This window comes from Streptantibioticus parmotrematis (assembly GCF_019890615.1).
GTDB lineage: Bacteria > Actinomycetota > Actinomycetes > Streptomycetales > Streptomycetaceae > Streptantibioticus_D > Streptantibioticus_D parmotrematis.
Genome location: NZ_JAINVZ010000005.1, coordinates 423,414 through 437,639, shown reverse-complemented (window position 1 = coordinate 437,639; position 14,226 = coordinate 423,414). Strand labels below are relative to the sequence as shown.

Annotated in this window: 9 protein-coding genes and 1 pseudogene; 7 read left to right on the top strand and 3 right to left on the bottom strand. The window is 70.7% G+C overall.

Translation table 11 applies throughout. From position 1 onward, the window contains the following. Positions 1–624, top strand: a pseudogene (locus tag K7472_RS11350) (IS5 family transposase); the annotation flags it as partial. Between the two features lie 82 nt (positions 625–706). On the opposite strand, the gene K7472_RS11345 reads toward K7472_RS11350, so the two are convergent. Beyond that, positions 707–1,747, bottom strand: a complete 1,041-nt coding sequence (locus K7472_RS11345) for a LacI family DNA-binding transcriptional regulator (RefSeq protein WP_222976793.1) — start codon at positions 1,745–1,747, stop codon at positions 707–709. A 260-nt stretch (positions 1,748–2,007) separates the two neighbouring features. Here K7472_RS11345 and K7472_RS11340 point away from each other — a divergent pair, with 260 nt between their 5' ends. From K7472_RS11340 to K7472_RS11325, 4 genes are all read left to right on the top strand, one after another. Then, the gene (locus K7472_RS11340; protein ID WP_222976791.1) at positions 2,008–3,351 is read left to right on the top strand and encodes an ABC transporter substrate-binding protein; all 1,344 of its coding nucleotides are present in this window, start codon (positions 2,008–2,010) and stop codon (positions 3,349–3,351) included. Between the two features lie 132 nt (positions 3,352–3,483). Next, on the top strand, positions 3,484–4,473 hold the full coding sequence (locus tag K7472_RS11335) for a carbohydrate ABC transporter permease (protein WP_222976789.1): 990 nt from the start codon (positions 3,484–3,486) through the stop codon (positions 4,471–4,473). 16 nt (positions 4,474–4,489) lie between these two features. Then, entirely contained in the window at positions 4,490–5,410 is a 921-nt protein-coding gene (locus K7472_RS11330) for a carbohydrate ABC transporter permease (protein ID WP_222976787.1), read from the top strand. Between the two features lie 85 nt (positions 5,411–5,495). Beyond that, positions 5,496–6,980, top strand: coding sequence for a GH1 family beta-glucosidase (locus K7472_RS11325; RefSeq protein ID WP_308013861.1), 1,485 nt, complete (start codon positions 5,496–5,498; stop codon positions 6,978–6,980). 86 nt (positions 6,981–7,066) lie between these two features. Here the strand turns inward: K7472_RS11325 and K7472_RS11320 are convergent, their stop codons facing one another. Next, positions 7,067–8,236, bottom strand: coding sequence for a GH12 family glycosyl hydrolase domain-containing protein (locus K7472_RS11320; RefSeq protein ID WP_222976783.1), 1,170 nt, complete (start codon positions 8,234–8,236; stop codon positions 7,067–7,069). 65 nt (positions 8,237–8,301) lie between these two features. Continuing rightward, the gene (locus K7472_RS11315) at positions 8,302–10,317 is read right to left on the bottom strand and encodes a glycoside hydrolase family 6 protein (protein ID WP_222976782.1); all 2,016 of its coding nucleotides are present in this window, start codon (positions 10,315–10,317) and stop codon (positions 8,302–8,304) included. Positions 10,318–11,069: 752 nt separating this feature from the next. Here K7472_RS11315 and K7472_RS11310 point away from each other — a divergent pair. Both K7472_RS11310 and pntB read left to right on the top strand, forming a co-directional pair. After that, positions 11,070–12,632, top strand: a complete 1,563-nt coding sequence (locus K7472_RS11310) for a Re/Si-specific NAD(P)(+) transhydrogenase subunit alpha (protein ID WP_222976781.1) — start codon at positions 11,070–11,072, stop codon at positions 12,630–12,632. A gap of 6 nt (positions 12,633–12,638) precedes the next feature. Beyond that, entirely contained in the window at positions 12,639–14,093 is a 1,455-nt protein-coding gene (gene pntB / locus K7472_RS11305; RefSeq protein WP_222976779.1) for a Re/Si-specific NAD(P)(+) transhydrogenase subunit beta, read from the top strand. The last annotated feature ends 133 nt before the right edge of the window (positions 14,094–14,226 follow it).

Sequence of the window (14,226 nt, the reverse complement as noted above, 5' to 3'; positions counted from 1 at the left end):
GTGCTCCGGGGTGACGGCCTGGCGCAGGCTGCGAGACTGGACCGAGGCGGGCGTCCGGCCCTGCCTGCATGCCGCACTACTGACCGAACTGCGCCGAGCCGATCTGCTGGACCTGGACGACTGCGCCGTGGACGGCTCGCACATCCGGGCCCTCAAAGGGGGGATCACGTGGGCCCCTCGCCCGTTGACCGCGCCCGTCCCGGCTCCAAGCACCACCTGATCGTCGACCGCCACGGCACGCCGCTCGCCGTCACGCTCACCGGCGGCAACCGACACGACGTCACCCAGCTTCTACCGCTGCTCGACGCGGTCCCACCGATCCGAGGCCTTCGGGGGCACCCCCGCCGCAAACCCCGGCGCCTGTACGCCGACCGGGGCTACGACTTCGACAAGTACCGACGTCAATTGTGGAAGCGTGGCATCAAGCCCATGATCGCCCGCCGCGGCATCGCTCACGGCTCTGGACTGGGCAAGGTGCGCTGGGTCGTGGAGCGTGCGTTTGCCTGGCTGCACCAGTTCAAGCGCCTGCGCATCCGCTACGAGCGCCGGGCGGACCTTCACCAGGGGCTGCTCGAACTTGCCTGCTCGAGCATCTGCCTGCGGCGGCTCGCGCGATCATTCTGAAACGATTTCTAAAGACAAGCGGCGCGGCGAGCCGTGGGATTCGGCCTTGTGCCATAAGAGCGGCACGTGCCGTCCGCGTCCCTCAGGCCGACTCGCGGCGTACGAGTTCCGTGTTGAGGATGACGTGGCGGCGGGTCGCGGACGGGTCGGTGATCTGTTCCAGCAGGACGCGGGCCATCGTGCGGCCCATCTCCTGGACCGGCTGGCGGACGCTGGTCAGCAGCGGGTCGGTGTGGCGGGCGATGACCGAGTCGTCGAATCCCACCAGCGCCACGTCGTCGGGCACCCGGCGGCCCGCCTGCCGCAGGGCTCGTAGCGCTCCGGCCGCCATCACGTCGGACGCGGCGAAGATCGCGTCCACCTCGGGGCACCGGCGCAGGATCTCGCGGGTGGCGCGCAGGCCGCCCTCCTCGGTGAAGTCGCCCGCCACGGAGAGCCGTTCGGCCGTTTTCTCCGCCCCGGCGCCGAGCGTCTCGCGCAACGCGGTCCGGTAGCCGTCGAGCCGGCAGCGGGCCACGTACATGTCGAGCGGTCCGGTGATCGTGGCCACCGCGCGGCGGCCCTGGCCCAGCAGGTGGGCGGTGGCGTCGCGGGCGCCGCCGGTGTTGTCGGAGTCGACGTAGCTCACCGCTTCGCGACCGGAGCGTCGTCCGGCCAGCACCGCGGGCATCTGGAGGTGTTCCAGCAGGTCGGGCAGCGGGTCGTCCTCGTGGACGGAGACCATGAGCACGCCGTCGACGCGGTGGGCGCCGAAGAACTGGGTGAGCCGCTTGCGCTCCCTGGGGGTGCGGCTGAGGGTGAGCAGTAGTTGCGTGTCGGTGTCCGCGAGTGCCGCGTCGACGCCGCGGATGATGTCGGAGAAGTACGGCTCCGCGAACAGTCTGCTGTCGGCCTCCGGGATGACCAGCGCGATCGCGTCGTTGCGGTTGCCGGCCAGGGCGCGGGCGGCGCGGTTGGGCACGTATCCCAGGTCGGAGATCGCCCGTTCGACGACGGCCTTGGTCTCGGGGCTGACCAGCGGGGAGCCGTTGATGACCCGGGAGACGGTGCCGCGGCCCACGCCGGCGCGGGCGGCCACCTGTTCCAGCGTGGGCCGCCCGGTGCGGCGTCCGTTGTCGCGCATGTCGCCTCCAGGTCGTGTCGCCGCCATCATGCCCTGTTCGGACGGGAGGGCGGGACGGCAGGTGCCCGGCGCGGCCCGGCAGGCCGTGCGGTTGCTCTCGTCCGACTTCTTGACATCGTGCTGCCGAGCCGCAACGCTCGTCACGTCTCGAGTGGGAGCGTTCCCATCGTAGCGCCTCCCGACGGAATCCGTGTGTGCCCGGGACCTCGAACCTTCGCCACCCCACGCCTGAAGTGAGCCCTCGTCCAAGGGAGTTGTCCATGCCTCATTCGGTCGTCAGACCCAGATCGAGCCACCGTGTGCGCCTGCTGGCGGCGGTCGGCGCCGCCTGCCTGATCGCGGGGGCGGTCTCGGGGTGCAGCAGCGGCAGCGGCGGAGGGTCGGACTCCGCCGCCGGTGGCACGATCACCCTCAAGGTGGGGGACTTCGGGACCTTCGGCTACAACGCCAAGGGCGCCGACCTGTTCGCCGAGTACATGAAGCTGCACCCGAACATCAGGATCGTCGAGGACAACAACGCCAACGAGCAGAACTACTGGAACGCCACGCAGGCGCACCTCGCGGCCGGATCGGGCGCCGACGACGTCCAGGCGTTCGACATCTCCCGCATGGGCCAGGTCACCACCACGCTCGCCTCCCGGTTCACCGACCTGTCGAAGGTCCCGGGAGTGTCCGCGGCCAACTGGGCGCCGGTCAAGTGGGCCCAGGGCAAGGCGAAGAGCGGCACGGTGGTCGGGCTCGGCACCGACCTCGGACCGGAGGCGGTCTGCTACAACGCCAAGCTGTTCAAGGCCGCGGGCCTGCCCACAGCACCGGACGCGGTGGCGAAGCTGTGGGCGGGCAGCTGGGACGCGTTCGTCAACACGGTGGGCAAGGAGTACCAGCAACACGCCCCGAAGGGAACGTACTTCCTGGACAGCGGCGAGGGGCTGTTCAACAGTGTGGTGGGAAGCGGGGCCTTGCAGTACTACGACAGCAGCGGCAAGGCCGTCTACCGTACGAACCCGTCGGTGAAGGCCGCCTGGCAGCTGGCCGGGCAGGCGGTGGCCGCGGGCGAGACGCCGGGCATGGCGCAGTTCTCCACCCAGTGGTCGGCCGGGTTCGCGAACAACACCTTCGCCACCACGATCTGCCCGGCCTGGCAGATGGCCAACATCGTCAACGACGCGGGCCCGAAGAACTCCGGTGTGTGGAACGTGGCGACGGCGCCGCAGGCGTCCGACTGGGGCGGCTCGTACCTGACCGTCCCGGTCCAGGGACATCACATCCAGCAGGCACAGGCGCTGGTCGAGTGGCTGACCGAGCCGGCGCAGGAGGCGAAGGTGTTCGCCACGCCCGACGTCGGCAACTTCCCCTCCAACGTGCGGGCATACACGGACCCGAAGGTCTCCGGCGCCCGCAACGCGTTCCTGTCGGACGCGCCGATCGGGCAGATCTTCTCCGCCGCGGCCCAACGGATCCCCGCGGCGCCCATCGGCGAGTACGACGGGGTCATCCGCAACGACATGGGCAACGGCGTGCTGCTGATGGAGCAGAAGCACACGAGTCCGACGGCGGCGTGGAACGCGACGATGAGCCAGATCACCACCGACACCACCGGCTGACCCGGAGCCCGTAGGCACCGGGGCGCCCTCCCGCTCGCGTCCACCGCTTCCCCCCGGCGGCGCGTGGGGCGGGGTCGGGTGCTCCGGTGCGGGACCAGGTTCCCGTTCCCCACCGTCACGAAGGGCCTTCCGGTGTCCACGTCCACGACCGCACCGCACCACCGCGTCCCTCCCCCGGCGCCGGCGCCCGTGCCGACCGCCGCGCAGCGCCGCCGAAGCCTGCTGCACCGGCTCGACGTCAAGGGCACGCCGTATCTGCTCGTCACCCCCTTCTTCCTGTTCTTCGCCGCTTTCGGCCTCTTCCCGCTGATCTACACCGGGTGGGTCTCGCTGCACTCCGTCAGCACGCTGACGCCCAATCAGATGACGTGGAACGGTGTCGGGAACTACACGATGCTCGTCCACGACCAGGTGTTCTGGAAGTCGCTGCGCAACACCGTCACCATCGGGCTGCTGTCCGCGGTTCCGCAACTGCTGGCCGCGCTCGGCCTGGCGCACCTGCTCAACTACCGCCTGCGCGGCCAGTTGTTCCTGCGGGTGGCGTTGCTGACGCCGTACGCCACCTCGGTGGCCGCGGCGGCGCTCATCTTCCAGTTCGTCTTCCAGCAGAACGACGCCGGGTTCGCCAACTGGGCGCTGCACCTGTTCGGCCTCGGGCCGGTGGCCTGGGAGTCGGGGACCTGGAGTTCCCAACTCGCGGTCGCCACGATCGTGATGTGGCGCTGGACCGGCTACAACACCCTCATCTACCTGGCCGCCATGCAGGCGGTGCCGGGCGACCTGTACGAGGCCGCGGCGCTGGACGGCACCAGCAGGTGGCAGCAGTTCCGGCACGTGACGATTCCCTCGCTGCGGCCGACCATCCTGTTCACGGTCATCGTCTCCGCGATCGGCTCGCTGCAACTCTTCGGTGAGCCCTACCTGTTCGGCGGCAGCGGCCAGGGCATCAACGGCGGCCCCGACAACCAGTACTCCACCCTCGCGCTGTACGTGTACCGGCTGGCCTTCAACTCCGAGCACCTGGGCCGGGCCGCGGCCGTCGCGTGGGTCATCTTCTTCATCGCTGTCGTCGTCGGCGCGCTCAACGCGGTGCTGGTGCGCCGCCTGCGCGCAAGCGCCTGACCGAGGAGCCCTTCCCATGACCCTTTCCTCCGTGGTCGCCACGGGACCGACGAGCACCGTGGGACCGACGCGCCGCCGATGGCGCGGGAGCGGTGCGGGCCGTCAGCACCATGGCGGGCCGATCGCCCACCTGGTGCTCGTGGTGGTGGCGATCGCCTCGCTCTTCCCGCTGTACTTCTCCGTCGTCGCCGCCTCCACCTCACAGACCCGGATCGCCCGCACGCCACCGCCCCTGGTCCCCGGCGGCAACCTGCTGCGCAACCTGCGGGCGGTGTGGGACTACAACGGCCCCGGCGGGCACACCCTGGGCCTCGCGATGGTCAACTCGGTCATCGTGGCGAGCGCGGTCACGGTCTCCACCGTGCTGTTCGCCACCCTCGCCGGCTTCGCCTTCGCCAAGCTGCGCTTCACCGGGCGCAACGCGCTGCTGGTGTTCGTCGTGGCGACGATCGCGGTGCCGCCGCAGCTGAGCGTGCTGCCGCTGTTCCAGTTGATGTCCGGGCTGCACTGGACCGACCGGTTGCAGGCGGTCATCCTGCCGGGCCTGGTCACCGCCTTCGGTGTGTTCTTCATGCGCCAGTACCTGTCGCAGGCGCTGCCGACCGAGTTGCTGGAGGCCGCCCGGATGGACGGCGCCAACTCGTGGCGGATCGTGTGGCACGTCGTCGTGCCCGTGGCCCGCCCGGCGATGGCGGTGCTCGGCATGCTCACCTTCGTCCAGGCGTGGAACGACTTCCTGTGGCCCCTGATCGCCCTCACGCCGTCCGGGAATCCCACCTTGCAGGTCGCCCTGGCCAGCATCGGCGGCGGCTACGACATCAACGAGGCCGTGATCATGGCCGGTGCGGTCGTCGCCACCGTTCCGCTGCTGGTCGCGTTCGCGGTCTTCGGGAAGCAGATCGTCGGCGGCGTCATGCAGGGCGCCGTGAAGGGCTGACGCCCCGTCAAACATGCGGTTGTCGCAGGATGGCAGGCCGCTCCGTCATCGAACTCCTCCGCTCACGACCACCCGGGAGCACTTCGTGTCCGCTGTCTCCGAACCCTCCACCGTCACCCACCCCACTGACTCCCCCGTCACACGCCACGACCCGCGGGAGTCCGCGGAGCGGCACTTCCCCGCCGGGTTCCTGTGGGGCACCGCGACGTCCGCCTACCAGGTCGAGGGCGCCGTCGCCGAGGACGGCCGCACGCCGTCCATCTGGGACACCTTCAGCGCCACGCCCGGCAAGGTGCACGGGGGCCACACCGGCGAGGTCGCCGCGGACCACTACCACCGCCGTGCCGAGGACGTGGCGTTGATGGCGGGCCTGGGTCTCAACGCCTACCGCTTCTCCGTCTCCTGGCCGCGCGTGCAGCCGACCGGCCGGGGCCCGGCGGTCCAGCGCGGCCTGGACTTCTACCGCGCTCTCGTCGACGACCTGTGCGAGCGCGGCGTCCGGCCCGCGCTCACCCTCTATCACTGGGACCTGCCGCAGGAGCTGGAGGACAGCGGCGGCTGGGCGAACCGCGACACCGTGGGCCGCTTCGCCGAGTACGCGCACCTGGTCGCCGAGGCGCTGGGTGACCGCGTGCCACTGTGGACCACCCTCAACGAGCCGTGGTGCAGCGCGTTCCTCGGTTACGGATCCGGCAGGCACGCGCCTGGGCGCACCGAGCCGCTCGCCGCCCTGCGCGCTGCCCACCACCTCAACCTGGCCCACGGCACGGCCGTCAGCGCGCTGCGGTCGGTGCTGCCGGGCAGCGCCAAGGTGGCGGTCTCGCACAACCTGCACCTGGTGCGTCCCGCCACGACGTCGGCGGCCGACCGGGACGCGGCCCGTCGTATCGACGCGCTGGGCGGGCGGGTCTTCACCGGCCCGATGCTGGACGGCCGCTATCCCGCCGACCTCATCGAGGACACCGCCGCCCTCACCGACTGGAATTTCGTCGCCGAAGGCGACCTGGAGGCGATCCGGCAGCCCATCGACCTGCTCGGGGTCAACTTCTACACTCCGACCGTGGTTTCCGCGACGCCGGAGGGCCAGGAGCCCGGTCGGGCCGACGGGCACGGGGGAAGCGCGCACTCGCCGTGGCCGGGTTCCGAACGGGTGACGTTCCGGCAGCCGCCCGGGGAGCGCACCGCGAGCGGCTGGGCCGTCGACCCGTCCGCGTTGCGTGAGTTGCTGGTGCGTGTCGCCCGTGAGCACCCCGGACTTCCGCTGCTGGTCACGGAGAACGGGGCGGCGTTCGAGGACACGCTCGACGCCGACGGAGCGGTCCACGATCCGCGCCGGGTGGCGTACCTGCGCGCCCACCTGGAGGCGGTGCACCGGGCCATCTCGGACGGCGCGGACGTGCGCGGCTACTTCCTGTGGTCGTTGCTGGACAACTTCGAGTGGTCGGAAGGGTATGCCAAGCGGTTCGGCATCGTGCACGTGGACTTCGCCACGCAGCGCCGGGTGCTCAAGGACAGCGCGCGCTGGTACGGAGCGGTCGCCCGCGCCAACGCCCTGCCCCAACTCCGCTGATGTACTGACTCGTTGAGGTGGAGCATGTGCCCCGGCCGCGGATCACGCGGCCGGGGCACACGCCGTGTGGTGTCGTCGCGGCGTGGTCAGTCGGCCTGGCAGGTGAGGGTCGGCGCCGCGTTCGTGCCCGAGTAGCCCGCCTGGAAGCCGAAGGTGGTGGAACCGCCGGCGGGGACGGCGTTGTCGTAGCTCTGGTTCGCGGCGGTCACCGTCTGTCCGGACTGGGTGGTGACCGCGTTCCATGAGTTGGTGACGGTCTGGTCGCCGGGCCAGTTCCACTTCACCGTCCAGCCCTTCGTGGGGGACGAACCGGTGTTGGTCACCGTCACATCGCCGGTGAAGCCGGTGGACCAGTCGTTGGTGACCGCGTACGTGGCGGTGCACCCGGTGCTCCCGGTTCCGCCGCCGCCCGTTCCCCCGCCGGTCCCGCCCGTTCCTCCGGTTCCGCCGCCCGTGCCGCCGCCGTTCGCGGCCGTCGCGGAGAAGGAGAAGCTGTTGGTGCCCAGCCCTTGGCCGCCCTGCCATATCTCGAAACCGGCCTCGGCGTCTATCAGGTACGTCGAGGGGTCGAGCGAGCCGCGGCTGACCGCGTCGTCCAGCAGCGCCTTGATGTCCAATCCGGAGAACGACGTACCGCCGCCCTGCAGGACGTAGGAGATGATCTTCCACGAGGTCTGCTGCCCGGTCCACACGTCCCAGTTGTGACCCGCCGCGGTCGACGTTCCGGTCTTGGCGCCGAACGGCTCCACTCCGCCACGGGAGTTGAGCCAGATCATGATCTCGGTGCCGTCCGGCTGGCCGCTGGTGGTGGGCGTGGAGTTGGTCCACAGGTCGTACGCCACGTCGTAGGCGCCGGACTCCGGCTGGTTCGTGCTCCACGAACTCGTGGCGCTGCCAAGGTCGTTCACTTGGATGGGCAGGGTGCTTCCGGTGGTGCACGCGCCCCAGTGGCAGCCTTGGTAGAGGGACGGGTAGGTGGCCGGGGCGCCGTTCGTCGGCAGGTCGAAGTCCGCGGTGGTCACCGACCAGGCGGTGCCCGAGGTGGCGGTCACGCACTGCGGGCTGGAGGAGTTCCACTCGTTGGCCTGGAGCGTGTACGCGCCGCCCTCCAGCGGCAGGGTGCCCTGCTGTGCGCAGGTCGAGCCGCCGTCGGCGGGCGTGGCGCCATGGGCGCTCGCCACGGGGATGACGACCGAGGTGGCGAGCGCCGCGGCGACGCATGCGGCGCGAAGATTGCGGAGCGGGTGTGTGGTCACTGCTGTCCCTTCCACCGGGCCCGGGACGCCCTGCGATGCCCCGGGCCCGGCTGTGCTCGGATGGTTCAGGAGGCGGTGCAGATCAGGGTCGGCGGTACGGTGTCGGCGCCGCTGTAGGTGGCCTGGAGCCCGAACGTGGTGTCGCCTCCGGCGGCGATCGCGCCGTTGTACGTCTCGTTGGTCGCCGTGACGTCGGCGCCGCTCTGCGTGGCGGTGGCGCTCCACGCGTTGGAGAGTGTCTGGCTGCCCGGCCAGGTCCACTTCACGGTCCATGAACCGGTCGGCGTGGTACCGCTGTTGGTGACCGTGACGTTCGCGGTGAAACCGCTGCCCCAGTCGTCGGTGACGGTGTACGCGCCCGTGCAACCCGTGGAGCCGCCGCCACCGGGTCCGCTGCCGGGCGCGGTCGTCGCGGTCACCGCCGCGGAGGCCGGGGAGACGTTTCCCGCGGCGTCGAACGCCTTGACGGTGTAGGCGTAGGCGGTCGAGGCGGTCAGGCCGGTGTCGGTGTATCCGGTGGACGTCGTGGTGCCGGCCTTCGTCGTACCCCGGTAGACGTCGTACCCGGCGACGCCCACGTTGTCCGTCGAAGGGGTCCATGACAGCGTGACGCTGCCACTGGTGGTGCCGGTGACGGTCAGGCCGGTGGGCGCGGTCGGGGCGGTGGTGTCGCCGCCGCCCGGGGTGCCGCCGCCGAGGGCGGGATAGGCGTTCGCCACGAGTTGCTGGAACTCGGCGCCGAACCACTGCCCCGCGGGCACGTCGTAGCCGGGGATGGCGTCGGTCGGGTACGTGCCGCCGTTGCCGTCGGTCTGGGTGCCCGCGGGATCGCAGTGCGGGTCCCCGTGGGTGTGCGAACCGCTGGGGTAGTCGCCGTCCGACTCGCCGGGCGGCTTGATCCACACGAACCCGATGATGTGGGACGCGGAACCGTACGGCTCCGCCTGCGGCCGCGCACCGATCCCGGCGCCGTCGATGTTGCACCAGTCGCCGCGGAACGGCCGCTGGTCGATCTTGTTGGCGTTGACGTAGGCGTTGACGTCGGACGGCGAGGAGTCAAGCCCGGTGGGCCGGGAAGGGCCGCCCCAGCCGTCGCGCGAGGTGTCGATCAGGAAGCCGACGCGGCTGGGGAACCCGGCGCCGACCAGCGCCGCGTACATGGCGTTGTCGTAGTCGTACTCGTCGAACTGCGGGTTCCACTGGTAGAAGCCGGCCGACTCCAGCTCGTTGCCGCCCACGGTCAGCGTGGGATCGGTCAGGAACGGCTCCTGCACCGGCGTGTAGTTGGCGGTGTCGCTGATGAAGCCGTCGACGCTGTCGAACCCGGCGGCGGTGGCCCTGACGACCTTCGCGTACTCCTGCGCCGCGGGCGTCATGTTGCTGGACCAGCCGAGCCATCCGGAGTGGCCGATGTCCAGGTAGGTGTAGACGTTGGGGATCGCGTGCAGGTGGTCGAGGGCGTACTCCACGCCCTGCTCGTAGAACGGGGTGGCCGTCGCGCAGGCCGGCTTGCTCTGGTTGGTGACGGCGTTGGGCAGCGAGTCGGGCTCGATGACGGTGGAGATGCGCAGGTTGGCGTACGCGCTGTCGCTCAGGATGCTCGCGATGGGATCGATGTACTGCGACTCGTACTCGGCCAGGCCCGCGGAGGTCGCCGGGATCTCTCCGTTGGAGGCGAGGGCCGCGCAGTCCCGGCCGGGCAGGTCGTAGACGACCAGTTCCACCAGGACCGGTGAGGAGCTGCTGCGCGCCTGTGCCTCCGCCGCCTCCAGCTGGGCGCGCAGGCCGCGGTGGGTGGAGTCGCCGGTGATGGCACCGATGTGGTCCATCCAGATCGCGGTCTGGTAGTCGGCGACCTGCGACTCCTGCGCGCCGAGCGATCCGCCGTCGGCGGCGGCCTGGGCCTTGACCTCGGCGACGTAGTCCGGGTTGAGGTAGGGGGTCGCGCCGACGTAGGGGTCGGCGACGTGGGCGACCGCGGCCTGCGCGGTCTGCGTGCCCACCAGGGGTGTGAGTGCGGCGGCGCCGAGCAGCGCCGCAGCGGCGGCCGTTCTCAGTCGTCGTGCCAGGGTGTGGTGCACGGTCAGTCCTTCCGTCGTCCACGGGTGGGACCGGGCGTGGCGCCCCGCCGGAGCGGATGCCGTCGGCCAGGGCGTTGTGGGGGTGGGCCGGTGCCGGGAGGTGTCACCGGCGGTTCAGGTGCTCCGGAGGTCGGGGACCGCGATGCGTGGGCGGGGCGCGGCCGCCGCGCGCGGCGCGTCCCGCGCTCGGCAGGCGGGTGCGGGAGGTGACCGTCCTCGACAAGCGGAGGCGAGTCACGATCTTTGGGAGCGCTTCCATTCGATGTCGCACCTGCCCCTTCCGAGTGGAGAGGTGAGGACGGTTGGCGATCAGCAGGGATCCCGCTCGCGTTCAACAGGCGGATCCTCGTGGCCGTTCAGGATGCCGTCCCACATGAAGCCAGGCTATTGACGGCCCGTCAAGAGCCTCCGTGACGTTCGCTTCTTGAACGCGGGAAGCCGCAGCCTGCGGCTTGATCCGTTACGCCTCGGAGCGGAAGCGCTCCCATTTCTGAAGCGCGCTGCTGACGCATCAAGGGCGTGCCGCACCGGGAGCACGACGTCCGTGGGCGTGCGGGAGAGGGCGACACCCGCTCCTACCCCTGACGGGCCGTGAGCCGCCGGTGCCGCAAGGTGAAACACATCACGGCCGCTTCACGTCGGTCACCACCCGTTCGACGTGTAGGTTCCTGCGACCAAAGGGGAAGGACTCCGTAGGACTCCCCCGAGCACAGATCCCCCGTCAACACCGCCTCTGACGAGAGTTGCAGGATATGTCTGCTCAAGAACCCGCACACCACCCTCCGCAGCGCGTGGGCGTGGTCCGCGAATCCCTCGCCGGGGAGAACCGCGTCGCGGCGACCCCGACGACCGTGCGCCAGTTGCTGGGGCTCGGCTACGAGGTCGTGGTCGAGCCCGGGGCCGGTGCGGCTTCCGGCTTCACCGACGAGGCGTATGTCGACGCCGGTGCGACGGTGGGCGAGGCCTGGGCGGCGGACGTCGTCCTAAAGGTCAACGCTCCTTCGGATGCGGAGATCGGGCGGCTCCGGGAGGGCGCGACGCTCGCCGGTCTGCTGTCCCCCGCGCAGAAGCCGGAACTGGTCCAGGCGCTCGCCGGCGCCGGGGTGACCGCGCTGGCGCTGGACGCGGTGCCCCGCATCTCGCGCGCGCAGTCGATGGACGTACTGTCGTCGATGGCGAACATCGCAGGGTACCGGGCGGTCATCGAGGCCGCGCACGTCTTCGGGCGGTTCTTCACCGGTCAGGTCACGGCGGCCGGGAAGGTGCCCCCGGCGAAGGTTCTGGTGGCCGGTGCCGGTGTGGCCGGTCTCGCGGCGATCGGCGCGGCGTCGAGCCTCGGCGCGATCGTGCGGGCCACCGACCCGCGGCCGGAGGTCGCGGACCAGGTGAAGTCGCTGGGCGGCGAGTACCTGCCGGTCGACGTCGAGCAGGAGGCGAGCACCGACGGCTACGCCAAGGCGACGTCCGCCGACTACGACCGTGCCGCCGCCGCGCTCTACCACGAGCAGGCGCAGGACGTGGACATCGTCATCACCACCGCGTTGATCCCGGGCCGTCCCGCGCCGCGTCTGCTGACGGCCGCGGACGTCGCGGCGATGAAGCCGGGCAGTGTCGTGGTCGACATGGCGGCCGCGATGGGCGGCAACGTGGAGGGGACGGTCGCGGGCGAGGTCGTGGTGACCGAGGGCGGTGTGCGCCTCATCGGCTACACCGACCTCGCCTCCCGGCTGCCCGCCCAGGCCTCGCAGTTGTTCGGCACCAACCTGGTGAACCTGGTCAAGTTGCTCACGCCCGGCAAGGACGGGCAGCTGACGCTCGACTTCGACGACGTCGTGCAGCGGGCCGTCACCGTGGTGCGGGCCGGTGAGGTCACGTGGCCACCGCCGCCCGTGTCCGTCTCGGCGGCGCCCGCCGCGCCGCCCGCACCGGCGCCCGCGTCCGCCGAGCCGGAGCCGAAGCGGGCGAGGCTGACGCCCGCGGGCCGACTCGGTCTCATCGGGATCGGGATGCTCGCGATGTTCCTGCTGGTGGGCTTCGCGCCGTCCCAACTCGCCGACAACTTCACGGTGTTCACGCTGGCCGTGGTGATCGGCTATTACGTCATCGGCAAAGTGCACCACGCGTTGCACACGCCGTTGATGTCGGTCACCAATGCCATCTCCGGCATCGTGGTGATCGGTGCCCTGCTCCAGATCGGGCACGAGAGCTGGATCGTGACCACGCTGTCCTTCGTGGCGATCCTGCTGACGAGCGTCAACATCTTCGGAGGTTTCGCCGTCACCCGCCGCATGCTGTCGATGTTCTCGAAAGGCTGAGCCGAGATGACTTCCACGACGGCCTCCCACGCGGCCGACCTGGTCGCCGCCCTGCTGTTCATCCTCAGCCTGGCCGGCCTCTCCCAGCACCGCACCTCCCGTGTCGGTGTCGTCTACGGCATCGCGGGCATGGCCCTGGCACTGGTCGCCACGATCGTGGCGGCCGCGCAGAGCCTCACCGCGGGGGCGATCGCCCTGATCCTGGTCGCGATGGCGATCGGCGCGGTGGCGGGCCTGTGGCGGGCGCGCAGTGTCGAGATGACGCAGATGCCGGAACTCATCGCCGTCCTGCACAGCTTCGTGGGTCTCGCCGCGGTGCTGGTGGGCTGGGACAGCTACCTGGAGGTGGAGTCGCACGGGACGGCGCAGACCCGGATCGCCTCCGACCTGCTGGGCATCCACCACGCCGAGGTGTTCATCGGTATCTTCATCGGCGCGGTCACCTTCACCGGCTCGATCGTCGCGTTCCTGAAGCTGTCGGCACGCATCAACTCCCGGCCTCTGACGCTTCCGGGCAAGAACGCCATGAACCTGGGGGCGCTCGCCCTGTTCGTGGCGCTGACGGTGTGGTTCACCATCAGTCCCGGCCTGGCGCTGATGATCGCGGTGACCGTGCTGGCGCTGGCGCTCGGCTGGCATCTGGTCGCCTCGATCGGCGGCGGCGACATGCCCGTCGTCGTCTCCATGCTCAACAGCTACTCCGGCTGGGCGGCCGCCGCGGCCGGGTTCCTGCTCGACAACAACCTGCTCATCGTGACGGGCGCGCTGGTCGGCTCCTCCGGTGCCTACCTGTCCTACATCATGTGCAAGGCGATGAACCGCTCCTTCATCTCGGTCATCGCGGGCGGCTTCGGCATCGAGGCGCCGTCCGGCGATCAGGAGGAGCAGGGCGAGCACCGCGAGGTGCGGGCCGAGGAGGCGGCCGAACTGCTCACCCGCGCAAGCTCGGTGATCATCGCTCCCGGCTACGGCATGGCCGTGGCCCAGGCGCAGCACCCGGTCGCGGAGCTGACGCGGCGGCTGCGCGAGCGCGGCGTCGAGGTCCGTTTCGGTGTGCATCCCGTCGCCGGGCGTCTGCCCGGGCACATGAACGTGCTGCTGGCCGAGGCGAAGGTGCCGTACGACATCGTCCTGGAGATGGACGAGATCAACGAGGACTTCGACGGCACCTCGGTGGTGCTCGTCATCGGCGCGAACGACACGGTGAACCCGGCCGCGGCCGAGGACCCGGGCAGCCCGATCGCCGGGATGCCGGTGCTGCGGGTCTGGGAGGCGGAGCAGGTCATCGTGTTCAAGCGCTCGATGGCCTCGGGCTACGCGGGCGTGCAGAACCCGCTCTTCTTCCGCGACAACAGCAGCATGCTCTTCGGCGACGCCAAGCAGAGCGTGGAGGAGATCCTGCGCGCGCTCGGCACCGAGCTCGCGGCCCCGGCCGCGCGTGAGCAGGCGGGGGCGCGCTAGGGAGACCACTGGGTGGACGACCGCGGCTCCCGGTTCGTTCCGCCGATGCGCGGGATCACCCGTTCGGGCGAGCCTGAGATGTCGCGGTCGGGAAAGACGTTCGCCCGCACGGGTCGGTCGACCATGACCGTTG

What these genes read in the sequence shown, in the direction of transcription:
- K7472_RS11345 (WP_222976793.1), bottom strand. Translation starts at nt 1,747, where the DNA reads ATGCGCGACAACGGACGCCGCACCGGGCGGCCCACGCTGGAACAGGTG.
- K7472_RS11340 (WP_222976791.1), top strand. Translation starts at nt 2,008, where the DNA reads ATGCCTCATTCGGTCGTCAGACCCAGATCGAGCCACCGTGTGCGCCTG.
- K7472_RS11330 (WP_222976787.1), top strand. Translation starts at nt 4,490, where the DNA reads ATGACCCTTTCCTCCGTGGTCGCCACGGGACCGACGAGCACCGTGGGA.
- K7472_RS11310 (WP_222976781.1), top strand. Translation starts at nt 11,070, where the DNA reads ATGTCTGCTCAAGAACCCGCACACCACCCTCCGCAGCGCGTGGGCGTG.
- pntB (WP_222976779.1), top strand. Translation starts at nt 12,639, where the DNA reads ATGACTTCCACGACGGCCTCCCACGCGGCCGACCTGGTCGCCGCCCTG.